We start from the raw sequence: 14,467 nt of genomic DNA on the forward strand, positions 1-14,467 counted from the left end.
AGTGAGCTTTTTTGTTACAAGTTAAGTTAGTACAAAATTTCGTTCTGGGGTGCTATAAAATTTTAGCTTGATAGCGATGGGGTACCGCCAACAGAATGACATAAAACCCACGCTAAGACAATTTCACCATGCGGAATACCCATTTTCCCACGTTAAGGAATTTCGCTTCTTATGTTTCTAGCATATTCCCGCATCATTTTTCAAAAAATATACGGGTATGTTCGAGATAATGTCACAAAATAGAAAGACCTCATTCAAGAATACTTATCATGAATGAGGTCTTTCTATTATAAAAGTTATTTGAATTCTATCCTAAAAATGTTGTACATCTATTGGCCTTAAACAATTAACTCAAATTAGTTCTGTTGCATTAAAATCGCATTTATACCTTTTTAACAAATTCAGATTTTAATTTCATAGCTCCAAAACCTTCAATTTTGCAATCAATATCATGGTCTCCATCAACTAAACGGATACCTTTTACTTTTGTACCTATTTTTACGACTAATGAAGTTCCCTTTACCTTAAGGTCTTTAATTACTGTTACAGAATCACCATCGCTTAAAACATTTCCATTTGCATCTTTAATTACCTTTGTATCTTCACTATTTTCAGTTTCTGATTCTAAAGTCCACTCATGGGCACATTCTGGGCAAACAAAAAGATTTCCATCTTCGTAAGTGTACTCTGAATTACATTTTGGGCAACTAGGTAAATTAGACATATTTTTATTTCCTCCACTTGTTATCATTCATTTGAATAGATAAGCATTATTTTTCAATTTCCTTTTACAGATTTGTAAGACTAGCAATTACAAACTTTAATTTTGAGAAGTGTTTCTTATCTGTATCTCAAACACCTATTTTCATCTCATATCTTTCAATTTCTTAATAATCATGTTCGGTGTCGCCCATTCATCACGGTCAAAGTCAGAAATAGACACTTCGATGTTTAAACGTTCTTGAAATTCTACTAATAAAGACACTGTACCAAAAGAATCTAGAATTCCTTCTTCAAATAATTGCACATCTGGGTTCTCTTTTACGATATCATTTTCACATACTTCTTCTAACACATTTAATACTTGACCTTTAAATTCAGACATTATTTATTCTCCTCTATATCCATGATTTATAATGAATTTCTTCATAGTCTTCTATTTTTTAACACATCATTTAAAAGAATCTGCCCCATCATCATTACAAAGTTATCCCTGGTCTTTGTATAATAGTTATTAAGGCTTAACAGATAGTTGTTCCCCGGAACATATGTGATTACAAATCCGTTGTTTGTTTCTTTAGGAAAAGGAATATATATGTTTTTAACATCCGGGTTTATAGCAATAAAATCTTTTGGAAATAAACAATTTAAATTACTTAAAAATGATTTTCCATTAGAGATAGGTTGGATTTTTTTAGCCATGTTAACACCATCTTTGTTTTTACTCGAAGCTACTCCCCATATAATTACACCACCAGAAACATGTGAAAAAAACGAGACATTTTTTTCATAATTCTTTTTATCATCTTTTGAAAGGATACTGTTTGTATAATCCGTTTTTCGTTTAAATGTAAGGAAGATATTCTCTTCTTACTGTTTGATAATCATTTGTTGGATGTATGAAAAACCTTCTTGTTCACACCTTGTAAAAATCTTCTCCGCATTCTCCAAAGCAAACTTTCTCCTTCTCTATTTTTTAATAAAAGGATTAAAAGAGTAGATCAAATCAAACAAACCTTGTATGTGAAGTGAATTTTTTAAAAATCTAATGCATTTGCCTTATTCTTTATTGTACTCACTTCCTGAGATTGCTGAGAAAGCCCGGTACATTCATGAAAAGCGAAATGCTTACACCCTATACATTTTTTTGTATTCAAATGTCCTAAAGCACAGTTAATGGCTTCTCCGGTATGGTCAAAAAAGTTTTCTTCCCCAATCTCAGCATACAATCCATTCTTATCTAGAGTTACTTTTAGTTCTGATTGAATTCCTGAAATAAGAAGTACGCCACCTTGTTTTTTAAAATGCTGAACAATATTCCTAAAGTAAGATTCTCCTGTGGTATCAATAAAAGGAACTTTTCCCATACGTAAAATTAAAACTTTAGGTTTATAATGAATGGTCGCTAAAATATTTTGTTCAAATGTTTGAGCAGCCCCAAAAAATAATGGTCCTTCTATTGTGTAAATACTAATTTGCGGGCAATCATGAGCTTTATTTACCACATGTGGTAACAATTTTTCATTCTTTTTTGTATGATCAGGAAGCACTTTAGATATGACAAGCATATTACTCATACGTTTTGTAAACAAAATAATAGCTAAAATAAGACCGACCTCCACAGCTGTTGTCAAACTGGTAAATACAGTGAGTGTAAATGTTACCAGTAAGACAAGGGAGTCTCCTGTCTTCATTTTAAGTATGTGATAAAAATGTTTTTGCTCACTCATGTTCCAAGCTACTACCATTAAAATGGGAGCCATACTAGCCAGTGGAATATGCGAAGCGTATGGAGCTAATAGTAGAAGTGTAAATAACACAAATCCCCCATGAATAACACCCGAAATCGGGGATACCGCTCCACTCTTAATATTGGTTGCTGTGCGGGCAATTGCTCCAGTTGCCGGAATTCCTCCAAATAACGGTGCAACAATATTGGCAATTCCTTGGCCAATAAGCTCTTTGTTACTGTTGTGTTTACTATTTGTCATACCATCTGCCACGACGGCGGATAAAAGAGATTCAATACCACCCAACATTGCAATAACAAATGCAGGACCAATTAACTGTTTTATACGCTCTACTGTGATTTCTGGTATATCAAACTGAGGAAGTGTGTTTGGAATCGTACCATATGCTGTACCAATAGTAGGTACATGACCTGAGAAAAATACAGTTGCAATTAAAGTTGAAATAACAACACCTACTAATGAACCTGGTACTTTTGGAAAAATTTTTGGTGTTATGAGTATAACAAGAAAGCAAATCAAAGCAATTATGACACTGTAAGAATTGGTAGTACCGATATGAGTAAAAATTTCCTTCAGATTCGCTATAAATTCCTCATGCTTTTTTATACCTGTTAAACCTAAAAAACTAGCAATTTGTCCCGTAAAGATACTGACGGCAATACCTGATGTAAAGCCAATTGTTACAGGACGTGGAATAAATTTAATTAAAGATCCTAGTTTAAAAATTCCCATAAGGCATAAGATAATTCCAGCTAATAAACCAGCAAGTAGTAAATTTTCATATCCATAGGTAATTACAATCCCTAAAAGAATAGGAACAAAAGCACCTGTAGGCCCTCCAATTTGGTACTTTGAACCACCAAATAGCGAAATAAGTATCCCGGCAATACATGTTGTATAAATCCCATATTCTGGCTTAACACCAGAGGCTATAGCAAAAGACATAGCAAGCGGAATCGCAACAACTCCAACAATCATTCCTGAAAGAAGATCCTTTTGAAAATGTCCCAATGAATATCCTTCAAATCTTCCCGTAAATAACCCTTTCATTACAAAACCTTCTTTTCTATTTTTAATAAATCTTACTTCTTCTGAAAGAATATTTTCTTTTGATAAATTCGAGTTACAAATGCATTTCTCATACTCTTATATAGACGCTTTTTATCTCTTTATAAGAGAGCATCAATCTAATATTAGTTATACGTTTTGCTTAAATGACGTTCTAATTTACCTATATCTCCTCCTTCTTGTATGTAGGAATTTAACCTTTCTACTAGAAGTAATCCACCTCGACTATCTAGCTTTTTCATATCTATAAACGATTTAATTCTTACGTTATCTGGGGTACTATCTCTACGAAACATTTGTCCTGGAATTTCACTCCAGAAACTATTCCATTCGTCCAATAACCCTATTTGATCAAATAAAAAACTTTGAATTCCGCATAACCAAGCTGTACAAGCTGTATTTCTCTTTTGACATCCAACTCCATCCTGTAAATGCTGGCATGAAAAACAACAAGAATTTCCACTTTTAATACAAACATTACAAACGTGATGAGCTCCTATTGAGCGAAATATTTCCATTCCATGTTGAATGATATCTTCTTTCTTAACTTCAATGCTCAACTTAACCCTCCTTAACTATCGTTTCACGTTCTGTTTCATCTAGTTCTTCTAACATTGAAATCGTGTCGATTAAATGGTTGTTAAAAATTTTCCGTGCAACTACCAGTAAGTCCACAATCATAGGGTCCCGTAGAGAGTATAAAACTCGTTTTCCATCTTTAGTACCAACAACAATGTTTTTTGAACGTAGTACACTTAATTGTTGAGAAACAGCTGAACCTTCCTTGTTAAGGATGGTTTGAATTTCATTTACACTTCTTTCACCCTCTGACAATAGTTCTAGAATACCTATTCGCAGAGGATGTGATAAGGCTTTAAAAAAATCAGCTTTAAATTGTTGCATTTCATTTCCCATTAAAACACCTCTAGTACTTATTTTTAATTAAAAACCAAAAGTATCATATACATCTTCAAACGTTTGAATATGTATATGATACTTCTATGACTTACTATTTTCAATACAAATTTTGAAACGTTGAAAAAGAACCAGAAACGACCGTTTAAGGAACTCTATTTAGTTCTAACAAAACTGAAAGAAATACGGTCAAAAACCAGTTCTAAAACTCATTACCAAAAACAAAGTCCCATAACAAACATTAAATGTCGTTTATGGAACTTTGTTAACGCACGGTAAAACCCAGTTTTTCAACTTAGAAATTCCTTAGCGTACGAAATTCGCGTTTAGTTGGCGAGACCCCTTAATATCGTGAATCTTGTTTTGCGCATTAATTTGATGTATTTAAAATACCGCATCACGAAACCATGTTCATAACTTAAAAGTTTTGAACATGTTATTAAGATGTGATAAAATCAGTACATTGACCTATATTAAAACTTATGGTCAAAAGTGAACATAGAAAAGGTGTTTTTTTGGATAAATATGGATACACTAGGGTGAGTACTTTGAACCAGGATTTGGAATCTCAAATTCAAACGTTAGAAAAAGAAGGTTGTAAGAAAATTTACTCTGAAAAATTTACAGGCACAAAATTTGATCGACCAAAATTCCAGGAGCTACTTTCTGTACTAGAAAAAGGGGACTCACTTGTTGTAACAAAATTAGATCGTTTTGCACGTTCGACTGAACATGCAATCCAAACGATTAAAATGTTATTTGATAAAGGTGTTAAAGTTCACATACTCAACATGGGAATAGTGGAAGATACGCCAACCGGTAGATTGATGTTTAACATCATGAGTGCATTTGCTGAATTTGAAAGAGATATGATTGTAGAACGAACACAAGAAGGAAAAGCAATTGCTAAGTTGAATCCTAATTTTAAAGAGGGGCGACCGAAGAAATATAGTAAAGAGAAAATGGATTACGCTCTTAAATTATTAAAAACCGAATCTTATAGGAAAGTAGAGAAAATAACAGGAATTAGTGTAAGCACCTTGCAACGGGAAAAAAGAAATCGTTTAAAAACTGAGTGAATAAAAAATGGAGGGTATTTTTATGATACATTGTTAAATGAAACCATATTTTGTATGTGTATTCAAAAATCTCGATACCGTCAGGCGCATTTTAAGCCATTTAATTATATTTTTACATACAAAGGTCTTTGAAATTGTGAATTTGAAATAAAGATGTGATGATGTAGCCCTAATTTGGTTTAAAATACAGTTTTCATAGGGGTAGCACGCACATTTTAACGTTTTTATACGCTAAAGGATTCTCAAAACTAAATAATACGATTTGAGTTGAGATTTTGATTTAAAGATGGGTTTTGAGACACTATTTAGGCTCATTTCAGCACCTTTTATCTTGAAGTGCATTTGTCTCAAATACCTACGTTTTTGAGATTAGATGATTCCCTTAGAGTAATAAAATCAACGTTTTTTCATGTCGAATTTTGCTTAGCGTATATTTTCGTTAAAATGTTGGCTGTACGCCTTCATGAAGTTATAAAATTAGGACCGTACATATTAGACATATCTAAAATGTACGGTCCTTTTGTTTACTAGTGGTTCACTTATCTTACCTAAAGATAAGTATGTGGTCCTTTTACAATTTGAATTTCTTTTTAAGCTTCTTATATTTTCTATATGAACGTCTAACAATGTTTAACATGAAATACGGTATTTTAACAGGGAAAGGCAATTTATAAATGAAAGGCAAGTAAAATGTAAAATATGCCTTTTCTAGGTCTCTCCACTTACTATCTTCTTTTGTTTTTAAGAAATCAGATACATCGACTACATATCCCCTTCCGTTTTCCATCATCACATTTTTCCCGTGAACATCACAAGGAGTTAATCCTTGTTCCCTTGCATACTCTAAAGCTTCATTGATATCAAGGATTACCTGCTTAGGAATTTTAATTCCCTTATGAATAGCATCGTATAAGGTAATTTCTTTTAAACGTTTCAATACTATGAAATTTTCTCCTTTATATATAAGCTTCGAATAAGAAGGATGATTTCCGATTCTTCGGTATACTTCTGACTCTTTTTCAATTCCTTCTCCTTCTCGCGCGTAAACTTTCACTACCCAATCTTTGTATTCTTTGTGCATAAATACTGCGGCATAATTACCTGTCCCTAAACACTTCCAAAGTCTAGGAATATCTTTAACTACTACAGGCTCGAATTCATCCTCACTTCTTATGCTTACCTCTTTTAATAATTCGTCCTTTATCAATCCCACAAAACTATTTATACTCATCATTTCCACTCCGGTTTTGCTAAAAGGGGGCCCACCCACATTTTGACGAATGTTGGTGCTACCTCAATTACTATCTTAACAAATTAAAATTTTGTCTCTCTATTCTTTCATTCTTTCCTCATACTGTTTAGCAAGCTTATAAAAAGAAGAACGTTTGATGCCATACTTTTTCATGGCTCCTACTGCTGTAATTGAACCGGATTTCCATTCCTTGTAAGCATCCGTAAATTCTTTTGTTATTTCGACAGGCGGACGTCCTAAACGTCTACCTTGTTTTCTGGCAAGAGCAATTTCTTCAGCTTGACGTTGTTTAATATCAATGCGCTCTTTTTCTGCAAAGGCTGATAATATTGTAAGAGTTGCTTTTTGAATCGCACTCTGAATGACATCATTTGTACTTTCTCCAGTGTAATTGACGTTAATATAGGGTTCCTTTATAAATTGTAAATTTACTCTATGTTTTTCATAGTGCCTAAATTCTTCTAATGTATCGTTCATATTTCTCCCAAGTCTTGTTAAGGAATCAAATACAATAGTATCTCCCGTACGAACAAGACGTTTTAGCATTTGATAGTTCTCTCGCTCCATATTTTTTCCAGATTCTTTATCAATGAAAATATCCCGATCTTCTATCCCTAAATCCTTCATATTTTGAATTTGTCGTTCTTCGTTTTGATCTTTACTTGAAACTCGTACATATCCAAATTTTTTATGTTTCATATGCCACACCTCACTGGTAATTATATCAATTATGTCTGTAAAGGAATATGAAATAAATAGATATCTGTAAAATAAGAAATCGACATTTATAGACGTGGTTTTTTATAGTTTTCTATGTATCTGTAAAGGTATACCTTTTGATATGCATTTATGGATAAAAATAACCAAAATAAATAAGGGGATATTTTAAAAATTCCTTTTATTCCAGATATATTGACAGAATATTTAATTGCATCTATAATAATTAAATATAAAGATATAAAATTGTTAGTGAGGGATAAATATGTTTACAAATAAAAAAGTGATTCGAATTGGTTTAGGTTTATATATCTTTTTATCTGTAATTCAATTTACTATTGGCTATATTAAGGGGTATACAGGTAATGTATTGTTAATTTCTGGAACATGGAAAGCTGTGTTATTAGATGCTCCTGAAGGTATACTTGTTATTTTAGGTGCAATTGCTTTATATCAATGTACGAAAAAATTACCAGAAAAAACGGCATCTATGTAGATGCCGTTTTTTCTGATTTGCTACCGGTAAGTTGTGTTATGTAAACTTTATATTTTTGTGTTATATATAAAGAAATAGATGATTTGGAGAGATTTTATACATGAGAATAAAGAAAAGAAGAGGTTTAAAAAGAAGATGTTGTACACAAATAATAGATTTGTAAAAAAAATAATAAAGTCCTTTTAAAAATAAAATAGTTATTTAAAAAGATGGTGTGAATTAGAATTTCACACCATCTTTTTATTTGATGCACTGAGTAGCTTTATTTTAGCGCCTTTTTAAATTTGCGTCCAAAAGTAATTACCATACCTGCAAGGATCATCAATACGCCTACTGCTGTACTGTTATTTGAACTTGCACCCGTTTTTGGAAGCTGTTTATATATATCTTCTTTTTTATAAGAAGTACTATTGTTTGAGCTATTACTGTTACCATTATCAGGGCCATTGCCATTGTTAGTGTTGTTATTACTATTATCAGGGCTATTGCTATTGTTAGTGTTGTTATTACTATTATCAGAGCCATTGCTATTGTTAGTGTTGTTATTACTATTATCAGAGCCGTTACCATTGTCCTTATCCTTCACAACCACTTTTTGTGTCATAGTTGCTTCATTACCGTCTGAGTCACGAACAAGGAATTTCATTTCGTAAGTACCAGCTTTAGATGTATCTACTTCACCAAAATGGATTACTTTATCAGTAATATCGCCATCTTCTTTATCAATAGCTTTAACCCCAGACATTGGATCAAATTTATCTCCTACATTCATAGTCACTTCAGCAGGTACAGTTAATACTGGTGCTTCACCTTTTGACTCTTCTTTCTCTTTAACCGTTACTGTTTGTTTCTCAGTTACTTTATGACCCTTAGAGTCTGTAACCGTGTAAGTTAACTCATAAGTACCAGCGTTAGAAGTATCTACTTTACCGTCTACTAGTACTTTAGAAGTAATGTCGCCATCTTCTTTATCAATAGCCGATACACCTGCCATTGGATCGAATTTATTTCCAACATTAATCGTTGCTCCAACAGGCACTGTTAATTTCGGTTCCATATCTGGAGTTTCTCCATTTTCCTCCACAATTACAGTCTGTGTAGCTGTTGCATTAACTCCTTGGGAATCGACAACCCCGTACTCTACAATATATTTACCTGGTTTAGACGTATCTACATTGCCTTTATGTTTGACTTTACTTGTTAAATCACCATCTTCTTTATCAACAGCTTTTACACCTTTCATTGGGTCAAACGTATCACCTATATGCAGTGTTGTTGTAAACGGTACAGTTAACACTGGCACTTCATTTTTTGTTTCTTCTTTCTCTTTAACCGTTACTGTTTGTTTCTCAGTTACTTTATGCCCTATAGAGTCTGTAACCGTGTAAGTTAACTCATAAGTACCTGCTTTAGAAGTATCTACCTTACCGTCTACTTTTACTTTAGAAGTAATGTCGCCATCTTCTGAATCAATAGCTGATACCTCTGCCATAGGATTAAATGAATCTCCTACATGAATCGTTGTTTTTACAGGCACTGTTAATGTAGGTCCCATATTTGATGCCACTACATCTACATGTCGTACATTTATTGTACGCTCCCCTTGGGAATCGAGAACACCATATACTATAATGTATTTACCCGGTTTAGAAGTATCTACGTCTTCTGCACCTGCATAACTTACTTTACTTGTTAAATCACCATCTTCTGGATCAAAAGCTGATACTCCCTTCATTGGATCAAACGTATCACCTTCATGTAATATAGTTGTAAACGGTACAGTTAATACTGGTGCTTCATTTTTTGTTCCTTCCTTCTCTTTAACCGTTACTGTTTTTTTCTCAGTTACTGTAAGGCCCTTAGAATTAGTAACCGTGTAAACTAACTCATAATTACCTGCTTTAGATATATCTACTTTACCGTCTATTTTTACTTTAGAAGTAATGTCACCATCTCCTGGATCAATAGCCGACACCCCTGCCATTGGATCAAATGAATCTCCTACATGAATCGTTGCTTTATAAGGCACTGTTAATGTAGGTTTCAAATTCTCTTTAACCGTTACTGTTTTTTTCTCAGTTACTGTAAGACCCTTAGAGTCTGTAACCGTGTAAGTTAATTCATACATGCCTGGCTTAAAAGTATCTACTTTACCGTCTACCTTTACTTTAGAAGTAATATCGCCATCTTCTGAATCAATAGCTGACACTCCCAACATTGGATCAAATGAATCTCCTACATGTTTTTCAATATCATAAATTCCAGTTAATACTGGCGCCTGGTTTTCTGGAAGTTTTTCTTTCTTGTCTGCTGCTTTTTCCTGTGTTGGCTCACTTACTTTTAATGAATCTGTTGTTTGAGCGCTTGCGTTACTTACTCCTGCAATCATTGACGTAGCTAATGTTGCTGTTGCTACAAATCCTACTAGTTTTTTTGATTTGGCTGTTTTATTCCCCATCTGAAAGCCCCTTCCGTCGCTTGAACTATTAGTATATTTGCAATATTCATTACAATTTTAACATAATAAAACCAATATATGCATAACTCGATTGGTGTATATGAAAATATTAACAAGTTTTATAGGGTCTCGCCACATCGCTATCAAGCTAAGGTTAGATTGGGAAGATTAAGAGGACCATTATGAATGGTTCTCTTTCAAAATTAAATAACTTTATTATTCCTGAAGTATTGTACGATGAAAGAAGAAAAACGATTTTTAAATAACTTTAATAACCACCTATCCAGTAAATTTGATAGGTGGTTATTGTATTTCTAGGGGCAAAATTAAACAATTTTATTGTCACTCAACAGATGTCGTACTTTTTTGAAGTGTATTACTGAAGATACGAATTCTTTACCTAACTATCATGATCATTCTGACTTAGGATGTTGGCATCTTTATCTGCCATTTAATAAGTTTTTTATTGATTATATGAATACACCAAACTCAGGTAAAAAGTTCTTTATTCAAAAGGCAATTAACCGAGTTCAATATTTAATTGATATAAAAACAGAGACAGAAAAAGAGTATCGTATCTATTTTGTTATTTCTATGCCGAATTTACAAGTTTCCAACATTTTAGTTTTATTTAGTAAAAGAGGTATAGAAAGATTTTGGGAAGGTTTTTTAGGTAGAGATATGAAAGAACAATCACTTTATTCCTTACCACAAGACGATAATATCAGTGCAAAATTGGGATTATATATTCCTAAAGGATTAGACATTAGAGGATATAAAGAAGTTGTTGGTAGTTATAACTATCCTCCTGAAGAAGAGGTATGGTTTGTTGGGGAATTAAATTAAATAGATTTTACTAACGAGATGATGTATCTAACTCTTTCTTTTGGTTTACGGGCTCCATATTTCCTTTATTTATAATGTTTTGAATGTATACTTTTTTGTTAATTCTGAGGATATCAGAGGATTCGGCTTGAGATCAATGTTTTAGCAGAAACGAAAGTAAACTTTTAATGTTTTAAAAGTGCTTTAACTTGATGTTGATGTGACGGAACCTCAAGTATGTAGAAATTTAAAAAAGTCCCTTCATAATGCTTAAAGGGACTTTGCTCACACAAATGATCTGCACATCAATTTATCTTTGATATACAGATCATTTGTATGATAATTTTAAAAAATAAGTGCAGAGAATTATATTACATGAATGCTTTTATAAGTGTTGTTACTAATGGAAGTACTCCACCTAAGAATGATAAAACTGCCATTGCGATTGTCATAGTATTTCCTCCTCTTTTTTCGTATTAAGAAATGATAATTTTTATAAATAATTGCGGGATAATGAACTTACATTACTGCTTTTAAAAGTTCTTGTACAAATGGAATGATTCCACCTACAAATTTTAAAACTGCCATTGCGATTGCCATAGTATTTCCTCCTCTTTTTTCGTATTAAGGTATGATAATTTTTATAAATAATTGCGGAATAATGAATTTACATTACTGCTTTTAAAAGTTCTTGTACAAATGGAATGATTCCACCTACAAATTTTAAAACTGCCATTGCGATTGCCATAGTATTTCCTCCTCTTTTTTCGTATTAAGGTATGATAATTTTTATAAATAATTGCGGAATAATGAATTTACATTACTGCTTTTAAAAGTTCTTGTACAAATGGAATGATTCCACCTACAAATTTTAAAACTGCCATTGCGATTGTCATATTATTTCCTCCTCTGTTGTTGATGCTAAGATGTGATTTATCTTTATGCTTTTATTATAGTAAGCGCTTACATTTTTATCAATACATTCTTATATGCAATATTGCATATTTATACGTTTAGACAAAAATTAGACCTCTATTAGTCATTCCTTAATGGTATCATAGCGAGGTGAGAGTCTTTAAGGGTTCTCCTTAATAGGAGGAAACGGATATGGAAAGAGTGCAAGCGATTATTGACAGTAATCTGAAATTCAAGAGCTGGGTTAAACAGGTACTAGCTATAGGCGGAATGTTAGGGTTCTGCTACTTGGTATTATATGTTTTATGTTTCTTAATTGTTATGTAAATATATACAACTATACTAGTGAAGCCTTACCTACAGAGGTAAGGCTCTTTTGTTGTATCTGAGGTGAATTTTTTTGGAGGTACTCCAAAATATTGGGTTGATGGGCATGTGGTTCTACTTCTATCACTGAAAGTAAACTAATATTCAAAAGTTTACATTCGTATTTATAATAAATTAGAACTAACAAAAAAAACTCTGTAAAAATCATTTTACAGAGTTTTTTGCTAATTATTTATTGTTTTACATAACAAATTGTTACTTGTTCGTCTATATGGAAAATTTGTAATGCTTTACCATCATAGTTGTCAATCTTATATGAGGAATAAACAGGTCTTTCTAGCTTCACTTCTTGCCCGTCTCTTGTTGCTTTCTCTACGACTAACATTAACTGTTTTGAACTAATATCTACTTGGTATGTTCCTGATAAGGAGTTATCTTTGTTTGGGTAAGAACCATTCGCATACGATTCAAATGTTTTATCACCCTTTAGTACTAACGTTGTTTTTACTCCGTTTCCGTAATCAATACCCCAATTGCCGATGAGTTCTGTACCAGTTTTCAAGTTGTTCTGCACGTTTTTATATTTACTACTACTTTCATCTGGTGTGTCGATTTGTCCTCCAAAGATACCAGTTTTAGCTTGACTGCTATACGTCTTAGCTTGACTACCACTAGCTAGACTTGTTGAATTAGAACTACTTGAAGAAGAACTAGAACCACTTGTTATGGAAGTAGTTGAACCACCTTTTGCTTCTGCACTTAGCTTATCAAATACTGGTTTCCAAATACGTTTTGCTTCACTTAACTTCTCGTTTGCTTTCGCTAAAATTTCTTTATCATTATCCATAGCATAGTCTTTTGTTTTAAATGCTTTTGATATCTCCGCAAAAGTCTCTCTTAACTTCCCAACAGCTTTTACGATTTCTTTGTGGTCTTCCTTATACTTAGCAGGGGCATCTATATGCTCAATCTTATCAAATACTTTATCTAAGTCTTTGATTGCATCTTGAACCTCTGCTTTTGATTTACTTCCTTTGTGATAATCTCTTACAGAAGAATCATAGTAATCAAAGCGTTTTAACATATCTTGTTCAATGTCTAGCATAAGTTGTGGATAATCTTCTGCTAAAACTCGAACCATTTGAACATCTTTACTTTCTTCTTTCGAGTTAGTTGATTTTTCCTTTGTTTCAGATGATTTACTTTCTGACTTAGCTGAACTTGTTCCTTCTGTCTTAGTTTCCTTACTTTCTTGTTTACCAGATTCAGCATTTGTTTTTTCTTTGTCTCCAAATAAACTAGTTACACTACAAGCTGACATAGAAACTACTAATCCAGATGCTAGTAAAATTTTACCTGTACTTTTTTTGAAATTCTTCATATGATTTTCCAATTCTCCCTCTTAAAACATAAAATAGATGCGCTTTAGCCCCTTTAAAACTAAAAAACATACCACTTCTATATTTATCCTAAAATACCTTTCTATGTATAACATTTTACAAGTGATTACAGATATGGTCAAAATTTATTCTAAATTAACGATGTTCATAAAAAAGATACGATGCTTTATTCCTTCAAGTAAAGGATTTTAAATGAGTTTTGATTAAACTTTTTTATAAAAATCTCATACTTAGTTAAAAAGAGTAACTCCATTTTAATCGGTTCTGGTGCAAAAACTTCAAAATATCTAAAAAAAGTCTTTCAGACTTGGACATACTGATACTAGTACTCTAAAAAAGGATGTGATTGGTATGGAAAAGCAAAATCTATTCAAGTGGAAACATTATCAACCGGATATTATTTTATTAACCGTGAGATGGTACCTACGGTACAACCTCAGTTTTCGTGATTTAGTCGAAATGATGGAAGAACGCGGGCTACCCCTGGCTCATACAACTATCATGCGATGGGTTCATCAATATGGTCCCGAATTAGATAAGCGAG

13 protein-coding genes and 2 pseudogenes are annotated in these 14,467 nt (G+C 32.6%); 5 read left to right on the forward strand and 10 right to left on the reverse strand.

Annotation, left to right across the window (positions count from 1 at the left end):
- Positions 1–382: 382 nt before the first annotated feature.
- The 6 genes and pseudogenes from CQZ94_RS24625 to CQZ94_RS24650 all read right to left on the reverse strand — a co-directional run bounded on the left by CQZ94_RS24625 (position 383) and on the right by CQZ94_RS24650 (position 4,454).
- The gene (locus tag CQZ94_RS24625; protein WP_105587529.1) at positions 383–724 is read right to left on the reverse strand and encodes a zinc ribbon domain-containing protein YjdM; all 342 of its coding nucleotides are present in this window, start codon (positions 722–724) and stop codon (positions 383–385) included.
- 141 nt (positions 725–865) lie between these two features.
- Positions 866–1,105 carry a D-alanine--poly(phosphoribitol) ligase subunit DltC gene (gene dltC, locus CQZ94_RS24630; protein ID WP_105587531.1) on the reverse strand — a complete coding sequence of 80 codons (240 nt, stop codon included), beginning with the start codon at positions 1,103–1,105 and terminating at the stop codon, positions 866–868.
- Positions 1,106–1,146: 41 nt separating this feature from the next.
- A pseudogene (locus CQZ94_RS24635) lies at positions 1,147–1,671 on the reverse strand (hypothetical protein).
- 86 nt (positions 1,672–1,757) lie between these two features.
- Positions 1,758–3,521 (reverse strand): SulP family inorganic anion transporter, encoded by a 1,764-nt coding sequence (locus CQZ94_RS24640; protein ID WP_098915880.1) that lies wholly within the window; start codon positions 3,519–3,521, stop codon positions 1,758–1,760.
- 143 nt (positions 3,522–3,664) lie between these two features.
- Positions 3,665–4,099, reverse strand: a complete 435-nt coding sequence (locus tag CQZ94_RS24645; RefSeq protein WP_002203099.1) for a hypothetical protein — start codon at positions 4,097–4,099, stop codon at positions 3,665–3,667.
- Between the two features lies 1 nt (position 4,100).
- Entirely contained in the window at positions 4,101–4,454 is a 354-nt protein-coding gene (locus CQZ94_RS24650; protein WP_002035151.1) for an ArsR/SmtB family transcription factor, read from the reverse strand.
- A gap of 482 nt (positions 4,455–4,936) precedes the next feature.
- Between CQZ94_RS24650 and CQZ94_RS24655 the strand changes: the two genes are divergently transcribed.
- Complete coding sequence (locus CQZ94_RS24655) at positions 4,937–5,533, forward strand: recombinase family protein (protein ID WP_181149545.1); 597 nt, start codon at positions 4,937–4,939, stop codon at positions 5,531–5,533.
- 571 nt (positions 5,534–6,104) lie between these two features.
- Here CQZ94_RS24655 and CQZ94_RS24660 read toward each other — a convergent pair.
- Together CQZ94_RS24660 and CQZ94_RS24665 are read right to left on the reverse strand one after the other, a co-directional pair.
- A complete protein-coding gene (locus CQZ94_RS24660) occupies positions 6,105–6,764 on the reverse strand; it encodes a protein kinase family protein (RefSeq protein ID WP_141497420.1) in 660 nt (219 codons plus the stop codon).
- A gap of 99 nt (positions 6,765–6,863) precedes the next feature.
- Positions 6,864–7,484 carry a recombinase family protein gene (locus CQZ94_RS24665; RefSeq protein ID WP_105587534.1) on the reverse strand — a complete coding sequence of 207 codons (621 nt, stop codon included), beginning with the start codon at positions 7,482–7,484 and terminating at the stop codon, positions 6,864–6,866.
- Between the two features lie 283 nt (positions 7,485–7,767).
- Here CQZ94_RS24665 and CQZ94_RS24670 point away from each other — a divergent pair, with 283 nt between their 5' ends.
- Positions 7,768–7,998, forward strand: coding sequence for a DUF3937 family protein (locus CQZ94_RS24670; RefSeq protein ID WP_105587535.1), 231 nt, complete (start codon positions 7,768–7,770; stop codon positions 7,996–7,998).
- 262 nt (positions 7,999–8,260) lie between these two features.
- On the opposite strand, the gene CQZ94_RS24675 is transcribed toward CQZ94_RS24670, so the two are convergent.
- Positions 8,261–10,456: an LPXTG cell wall anchor domain-containing protein gene (locus tag CQZ94_RS24675; protein WP_105587537.1), complete on the reverse strand. Its 2,196-nt coding sequence runs from the start codon at positions 10,454–10,456 to the stop codon at positions 8,261–8,263.
- 366 nt (positions 10,457–10,822) lie between these two features.
- On the opposite strand from CQZ94_RS24675, the gene CQZ94_RS24680 reads away from it, so the two are divergent.
- The gene (locus CQZ94_RS24680; RefSeq protein WP_258166048.1) at positions 10,823–11,302 is read left to right on the forward strand and encodes a DUF3916 domain-containing protein; all 480 of its coding nucleotides are present in this window, start codon (positions 10,823–10,825) and stop codon (positions 11,300–11,302) included.
- Between the two features lie 1,086 nt (positions 11,303–12,388).
- The gene (locus CQZ94_RS31940; protein WP_258166049.1) at positions 12,389–12,523 is read left to right on the forward strand and encodes a hypothetical protein; all 135 of its coding nucleotides are present in this window, start codon (positions 12,389–12,391) and stop codon (positions 12,521–12,523) included.
- A 232-nt stretch (positions 12,524–12,755) separates the two neighbouring features.
- On the opposite strand, the gene CQZ94_RS24695 is transcribed toward CQZ94_RS31940, so the two are convergent.
- A complete protein-coding gene (locus CQZ94_RS24695; protein WP_483861175.1) occupies positions 12,756–13,916 on the reverse strand; it encodes a DUF3994 domain-containing protein in 1,161 nt (386 codons plus the stop codon).
- Between the two features lie 358 nt (positions 13,917–14,274).
- Here CQZ94_RS24695 and CQZ94_RS24700 point away from each other — a divergent pair.
- Positions 14,275–14,467 (forward strand): annotated as a pseudogene (locus CQZ94_RS24700) (IS6 family transposase); the annotation flags it as partial.

The sequence above is a fragment of the Bacillus sp. MYb209 genome, assembly GCF_002975175.1.
Lineage (GTDB): Bacteria > Bacillota > Bacilli > Bacillales > Bacillaceae_G > Bacillus_A.

Coding starts and splice junctions, on each gene's coding strand:
- CQZ94_RS24625 (WP_105587529.1), bottom strand. CDS start 724: ATGTCTAATTTACCTAGTTGCCCAAAATGTAATTCAGAGTACACTTAC.
- dltC (WP_105587531.1), bottom strand. CDS start 1,105: ATGTCTGAATTTAAAGGTCAAGTATTAAATGTGTTAGAAGAAGTATGT.
- CQZ94_RS24640 (WP_098915880.1), bottom strand. CDS start 3,521: ATGAAAGGGTTATTTACGGGAAGATTTGAAGGATATTCATTGGGACAT.
- CQZ94_RS24650 (WP_002035151.1), bottom strand. CDS start 4,454: ATGGGAAATGAAATGCAACAATTTAAAGCTGATTTTTTTAAAGCCTTA.
- CQZ94_RS24655 (WP_181149545.1), top strand. CDS start 4,937: ATGGTCAAAAGTGAACATAGAAAAGGTGTTTTTTTGGATAAATATGGA.
- CQZ94_RS24660 (WP_141497420.1), bottom strand. CDS start 6,764: ATGAGTATAAATAGTTTTGTGGGATTGATAAAGGACGAATTATTAAAA.
- CQZ94_RS24665 (WP_105587534.1), bottom strand. CDS start 7,484: ATGAAACATAAAAAATTTGGATATGTACGAGTTTCAAGTAAAGATCAA.
- CQZ94_RS24670 (WP_105587535.1), top strand. CDS start 7,768: ATGTTTACAAATAAAAAAGTGATTCGAATTGGTTTAGGTTTATATATC.
- CQZ94_RS24675 (WP_105587537.1), bottom strand. CDS start 10,456: ATGGGGAATAAAACAGCCAAATCAAAAAAACTAGTAGGATTTGTAGCA.
- CQZ94_RS31940 (WP_258166049.1), top strand. CDS start 12,389: ATGGAAAGAGTGCAAGCGATTATTGACAGTAATCTGAAATTCAAGAGC.